The sequence below is a fragment of the Pelomonas sp. KK5 genome, from assembly GCF_001984095.1.
Taxonomy (GTDB): Bacteria; Pseudomonadota; Gammaproteobacteria; order Burkholderiales; family Burkholderiaceae_C; genus KK5.
The window spans coordinates 1-6385 of the sequence record NZ_LYVQ01000300.1; the positions used below are offsets into that span (position 1 = coordinate 1).

The following is a 6385-nucleotide window of genomic DNA, read 5'->3' on the forward strand; positions in this document are numbered from 1 at the left end:
CGCCGACGTGCAGGCCGCGCTGTTCCGCGCCTCGCGCTCGCTGCCGGCCGAGCTGCCGGCGCCGCCCTCGTACAAGAAGGTCAACCCGGCGGACGCGCCGATCCTGCTGATCGGCCTGAACTCGCCCACGCTGTCGCTGTCCGACCTCAATGCCTACAGCGACAACCTGGTCGTGCCCGCGCTGTCGGCGATCAACGGCGTGGCCCAGGTGCAGGTGACCGGCCAGAAGCGCTACGCGGTGCGCATCCAGACCGACCCCGACCGCCTTGCCGCGCTGGACCTGACGCTGGGCGAGATCGCAGCCGCGCTGAAGAACGCCAACTCCAACGCGCCGATCGGCCAGCTCGACAACCAGCGCCAGTTCATGACCGTGCAGATCAGCGGCAACCTGATGCGCGCGGCCGACTTCGGCAAGGTCGTGATCGCCACGCGCCAAGGCCGCGTGATACGCCTGGGCGACGTGGCCGATGTGAAGGACAGCATCGAGAACGTCCAGAACATGAGCGATATCAACGGCGAGCCGTCCATCCTGCTGCAGGTGCAGCGGCAGCCGGATGCGAACACCGTCGCCGTCGTCGACGCGATCCGCGCGCTGCTGCCCAGGCTGGAGTCGGCGATGCCGGCCTCGGTGACGATACAGACGCGCAGCGACCGCTCCGTCTCCATCCGCGACTCGATCCGCGACGTCAACCTGACGATGCTGCTGACGATCGCGCTGGTGGTGCTGGTGATGCTGATGTTCCTGCGCCGCGTCACGGTCACGCTGATCCCGGCGCTGAGCGTGCCGCTGTCGCTGTTCGGCACCTTCGCGCTGATGGCCGCCTTCGGCCTGAGCCTGAACAACATCTCGCTGATGGGCCTGACGATCGCCGTGGGCCTGGTCGTCGACGACGCGATCGTCGTGCTGGAGGCGATCATGCGGCATATCGAGGAAGGCATGACGCCGCGCCGCGCGGTCGTCGTCGGCGCGGGCGAGGTGGGCTTCACGGTCATGTCGATCTCGGTCTCGCTGATCGCGGTCTTCATCCCGATCTTCTTCATGCCGGGCACGATCGGCCGGCTGTTCCACGAGTTCGCGATCGTGGTCTCGCTGGCGATCCTGGTCTCGGCCGCCGTGGCGCTGACGCTGATCCCGCTGATGGTGCCGCTGGCGATGCGGCCGGGGCACGGCGAGCCGGGGCGATGGAGCTTGATCTTCGAGCGGATGTTCGAGCGCACGCTGGCCGGCTACGAGCGCGGCCTGGACCTCGCGCTGCGCCACCGCGGCCTGCTGCTGCTGGCGGGCGCAGCCACCTTCGCGCTGACGGCCTGGCTCTACATGGCCGCGCCCAAGGGCTTCTTCCCGCGCGAGGACATCGGCCAGCTGAGCGCCAATGTGGACACGCCGCAGGACATGTCCTTCGCCGGCCGGCTGGAGGTCGTGCGGCGCATGGAGAAGATCATCCGCGCCGATCCGGCCGTGGCCGCCGTCGTCACCAAGGTGGATCACGACACCAGCGCCATGGTGATCGACCTGAAGGAGCGCGGCCTGCGCCCGCCGCTGGACGAGGTGCTGGCGCAACTGCGCAGGAAGACCCGCATCCTGCCGAGCATCCAGGTCTACTTCAGCCCGGTGCAGAACCTGCGCGTCGGCGGGCGCGCGTCCAAGAGCACTTACCAGTACACGCTGCAGTCGGTCGGCCCCAATGCGCTGGACCAGTGGGCCGACAAGCTGGTCGCCGCGCTGCGCCGCTCGGACGTGCTGGTCGGCGTCAACAGCGACATGCAGAAGAACGGCCTGGAGGCGCGGCTGCAGATCGACCGCGACAAGGCCTCGCAGCTCGGCATCGACACCGCGACGATCCGCAACACGCTCTACGGCGCCTTCGGCAGCCGCCAGGTCTCGACGATCTACGCCCCCGAGGACAGCTACCAGGTGATCCTGGAAGTGGCCGATGCCTACAAGCGCGACGAGTCCGACCTGCTGAAGGTGGAGGTGCGCAGCGCCACCGGCCGCGCCGTGCCGCTCAGCGCCTTCGCTACCGTCACGCGCGGCCAGGGCGTGATCGCGATCAACCACCAGGCGCAGCTGCCGGCGATCACGCTGTCCTTCGACCTGGCGCCGGGCCATTCGCTGTCGGACGCGGCGGTGGAGATCGACGCGGCGATGCAGTCGCTGCACATGCCCGAGACCATCTTCGGCGCCTTCAGCGGCCAGGCCGCGCTGTTCCAGCAGTCGCAGACCTCGCAGCTCTGGCTGATCGTGATCGCGGTGGCCGTCATCTACGTGATCCTGGGCATGCTCTACGAGAGCTGGATCCATCCGGTGACGATCCTGCTGGGCATCCCGTCGGCGGCCGTGGGCGCGCTGCTCGCGCTGCGGATCTGCTCCATGGAGCTGAGCTTCATCGCGATGATCGGCATCCTGCTCTTGATCGGCATCGTCAAGAAGAACGCGATCATGATGATCGACTTCGCGATCGCCGCGCGGCGCGACGAGGGGCTCAGTGCCCTGGAGGCCATCCGCAAGGCCTGCCTGCTGCGCTTCCGCCCGATCATGATGACCACCCTCTGCGCGCTGATGGGCGCGCTGCCGATCGCGCTGGGCGCGGGCGCCGGCGCCGAGCTGCGCCAGCCGCTGGGCGTGGCCATCGTCGGCGGGCTGCTGGTCTCGCAGCTGATCACGCTGTTCATCACGCCGGTGCTCTACCTGGCCTTCGATCGTCTTGCAAAGCAAGACCTGACCCCATCGCTCATCACTCCCGGAGACATTCCCACATGAAGAACATCCCTCTGTTCCTGATCGGCACGCTGATGACCAGCGCGGCACTCGCCCAGGGCGGCCCGCCGATGGTCACCGACGACCCCGGCACGCCCGGCGACGGCCACTGGGAGATCAATATCGGCGCCATCCACGCCCACGCGCGCAGCGGCGCCCGCGAGCTGGCCGCGCCGGATGCCGACATCAACTACGGCTGGGGCGAGCACATCCAGCTGAAGGCCGACATTCCCTGGGTCACCGTCGGCGGCGACGGCATGGGCACGCGCTCGGGCCTCGGCGACGGAGACTTCGGCGTCAAGTGGCGCTTCGTCGACGAGGAGACCGCCGGCTACTCGCTGTCCACCTACCCGCAGTACACGCGCAACCTGCTCGGTTCCTCGAACCGCCGCGGCATCACCAGCAAGGGGCACTCGTTCTTCCTGCCGGTCGAGCTGTCGGCCGACATCGGCGGCGGTTTCAGCATCGCCGCCGAGCTGGGCCGCAACTTCGTCAGCGCAGAGGGGGCGAAGAACGAATGGGTCGGCGGCTTCGTGCTGGCCCACGACTGTGGAGAGGGCGTCGAGTGCATGGGCGAGATCCACCACACCACCTCACCGGGCTCGCACCAGACGCTCTTGAACTTCGGCCTGCACTGGAAGCTGCAGGAAAGCGTGACGCTGCTGGCCGCGGCCGGCCGCGAGTTCGGCACGCGCAGCGAGGAGCAGCTGAAGTCGCTGGTCTACGTGGGGCTGCAGTTCACGCGCTAGGCATGAGCTAAGTCGCCGTCGCCACACTGAACGCATGAACTCCTCATCGATCAGCAACAAGGTGCCGGTGGTGACGCTGGCCTTCTGGATCATCAAGATCCTGTCGACCACCGTCGGCGAGACCGGCGCGGACTACCTCGCCGTCAACGCCGACCTGGGCCAGGGCCTGACCACCGGGCTGACGGCCGCGCTGCTGGTGCTGGCGCTGAGCCTGCAGATGCGCGGGCGGCGGCACCTGCCGTGGATCTACTGGCTGACCGTCGTGCTGGTCAGCATCGTCGGCACGCAGATCACCGATGTGCTGACCGACGGCCTCGGCGTCAGCCTCTATCTCAGCACCGCGGTCTTCTCGGCGGCGCTGGCGGCGATCTTCTTCGTCTGGTACCGCCAGGAAGGCACGCTGTCGATCCGCCACATCGACTCGCGCCGGCGCGAGGCCTTCTACTGGGCGGCCATCCTCTGCACCTTCGCGCTGGGCACGGCCGCCGGCGACCTCGCCACCGAGGCGCTGGGCCTGGGCTTCCGGCTCGGCATCTTCATCTTCGCCGGGCTGATCGCCGCCATCGCATTGCTGGCCTGGCGCGGCGCCAACGCGGTGGCCTGCTTCTGGGCCGCCTACATCCTCACCCGTCCGCTGGGCGCCGCGCTCGGCGACTTCCTGACCCAGGCGCGCGACTACGGCGGCCTCGGTCTCGGCGCGATGGCCACCAGCGCCGCCTTCCTCACGGTGATCGTGCTGCTGGTCGGCGTCCTCACCGTTCAACCCCGGAGACCTCAAGCATGAAGACAAAGCTCAGCCATTCGATCCTCGCCCTTGCCCTCTCGTCCGCCGCCATCACGACCGGCCTGCTGGCACCGACGCTGGTAGAAGCCGCCGCGCCCTCGAAGCTGGGCGACCTGGCCAGCTTCCGCGCCATCGCCGCCGACGTGTCGGCCCTGGTCGACAAGGGCGACCTGCCCGGCGCGAAGAAGCGCATCAAGGACCTCGAAGTCGCCTGGGACGCGGCCGAGGCCGGCCTCAAGCCCCGCGCCGCCGCCGACTGGCACGTCGCCGACAAGGCGATCGACCGCGCGCTCGAGGCGCTGCGCGCCGGCACGCCGAAGGCCGAGGCCTGCAAGCAGACGATGGCCGAGCTGCTGCAGACCTTCGACCGGCTGGCCGGCAAGTAAGCTCCGCCTCATGCGCGTGTTATTGGTCGAGGACGACCCGATGATCGGCGCCGCCGTGCAGGCGGCGCTGAAGGACGAAGGCCACGCAGCCGACTGGCTGCGCGACGGCCAGCGCGCGCTCGACACGCTGGCCAGCCAGCGTTACGACCTCGTGCTGCTGGACCTGGGCCTGCCCGGCAAGGACGGCACCGAGGTGCTGCGCGCGCTGCGCGGGCGCGACAACCCGGTGCCGCTCGTCATCATCACGGCCCGCGACGGCCTCGATGACCGCCTCGGCGGCCTCGACGGCGGCGCCGACGACTATGTGCTCAAGCCCTTCGAGATGGCCGAGCTGCTGGCCCGCATGCGCGCGGTGCTGCGCCGCAAGGGCGGCACGGGCAGCCCGGTGCTGAGCAACGGGCATGTCTCGCTGGACCCTGCCACCCGTGCAGCAACGGCGGGAGATACCGAGCCTCGCCAGCTCACCCAACGCGAGTTCGCCCTGCTCCAGGCGCTGCTGATCCGCCCTGGCGCGATCCTCAGCCGCGCCGAGCTGGAGGACCGCATCTACGGCTGGGGCGAGGAAGTCGAAAGCAATGCGGTCGAGTTCCTGATCCATGCGCTGCGGCGCAAGCTCGGGGCCGAGACGATCAGGAACGTGAGAGGCGTCGGATGGATGGTCTCCAAGGCCGATTGATGCTGTGGATCTCGGTGGCCATCCTGCTGGCCGCCGCGCTGGCCGGCCGCTACTCCTACCTGTCCGCCTTCGACGAGGCGCACGAGCTGCAGGACGACGTGCTGCGCCAGGTAGCCGACACCTTCGACCGCCACCACCTGAAGGCGAGTGACCCCGGCAGCGACGCCAGCGCGCGGGACCGCGACGACGCGCCGCGCGTGCTCGCGCAGTTCCTGCCGTCCACCGACGCCGGCGCGCTGCCGCTGCCTGCGGATCTGAGGACCGGCATGCACACCTTGAAGCTGCGCGAGCGCGGCGCCTTCCGTGTCTTCGTCAAGCAGCTGGCCTCGGGCGAGCGGCTGGCGGTGGCACAGGACGCGGGCTTCCGCGACGACATCGCCCGCGACAACGCCAAGCGCACCGTCATGCCCTTCCTGCTGCTGGCGCCGCTGCTGCTTCTACTGGTGGCCGTGCTGGTGCGGCGCATCTTCCGGCCGGTGGCGCGGCTCGCGCAGGAGATCGAGGGCCGCAGCGAGCGCGAGCTGCACCCGATGCCCGACGCCGGGCTCAGCGCCGAGATCCGCCCCTTCGTCACTGCGATCAACCGGCTGCTGGGCCGTGTCAGTGCGTCGATGCAGGCGCAGCAGCGCTTCGTCGCCGACGCCGCTCACGAGCTGCGCTCGCCGCTGACGGCGATGTCGCTGCAGGCCGAGCGGCTGGCGGGCAGCGAGATGTCGGCCGAGGCCGCGGCGCGGCTGCACACGCTGCGCCAGGGCATCGATCGCGGGCGGCGGCTGCTGGAGCAGCTGCTGTCGCTGGCGCGGGCGCAGGCGGTGGCCGACATCCGGCGCGAGCCCGTGTCCGTGCCCCAGGCCTTCCGCGACCTGCTGGAAGACCTGATGCCGCTGGCCGAGGCCAAGGGGATCGATCTCGGCGTCGTCGAAGGCCAGGCCGAGGTGCGCGCCACCGTCGCCGAGGCCGACCTGCAGACATTGCTGCGCAACCTGGTGGACAACGCGATCCGCTACACGCCGGCCGGCGGGCGCATCGACC

Annotated in this window: 6 protein-coding genes; all 6 read left to right on the plus strand. The window is 69.6% G+C overall.

The genetic code is table 11. The features are described 5' to 3' along the window. Positions 1-2761 (plus strand): efflux RND transporter permease subunit (locus tag B0W88_RS28640; RefSeq protein ID WP_077037958.1); only part of this gene is annotated, 2761 nt, incomplete at its 5' end. Further along, complete coding sequence (locus B0W88_RS28645) at positions 2758-3507, plus strand: hypothetical protein (protein ID WP_077037959.1); 750 nt, start codon at positions 2758-2760, stop codon at positions 3505-3507. The genes B0W88_RS28640 and B0W88_RS28645, both read left to right, overlap by 4 nt. 34 nt (positions 3508-3541) lie before the next feature. After that, on the plus strand, positions 3542-4291 hold the full coding sequence (locus B0W88_RS28650) for a hypothetical protein (RefSeq protein ID WP_077037960.1): 750 nt from the start codon (positions 3542-3544) through the stop codon (positions 4289-4291). Continuing rightward, complete coding sequence (locus B0W88_RS28655; protein ID WP_077037961.1) at positions 4288-4677, plus strand: hypothetical protein; 390 nt, start codon at positions 4288-4290, stop codon at positions 4675-4677. The genes B0W88_RS28650 and B0W88_RS28655 overlap by 4 nt, the downstream gene beginning before the upstream one ends. A 10-nt stretch (positions 4678-4687) precedes the next feature. Continuing rightward, a complete protein-coding gene (locus B0W88_RS28660) occupies positions 4688-5353 on the plus strand; it encodes a response regulator transcription factor (RefSeq protein WP_077037962.1) in 666 nt (221 codons plus the stop codon). Beyond that, positions 5329-6385 (plus strand): histidine kinase dimerization/phospho-acceptor domain-containing protein (locus B0W88_RS28665; RefSeq protein ID WP_083749140.1); only part of this gene is annotated, 1057 nt, incomplete at its 3' end. The genes B0W88_RS28660 and B0W88_RS28665, both read left to right, overlap by 25 nt.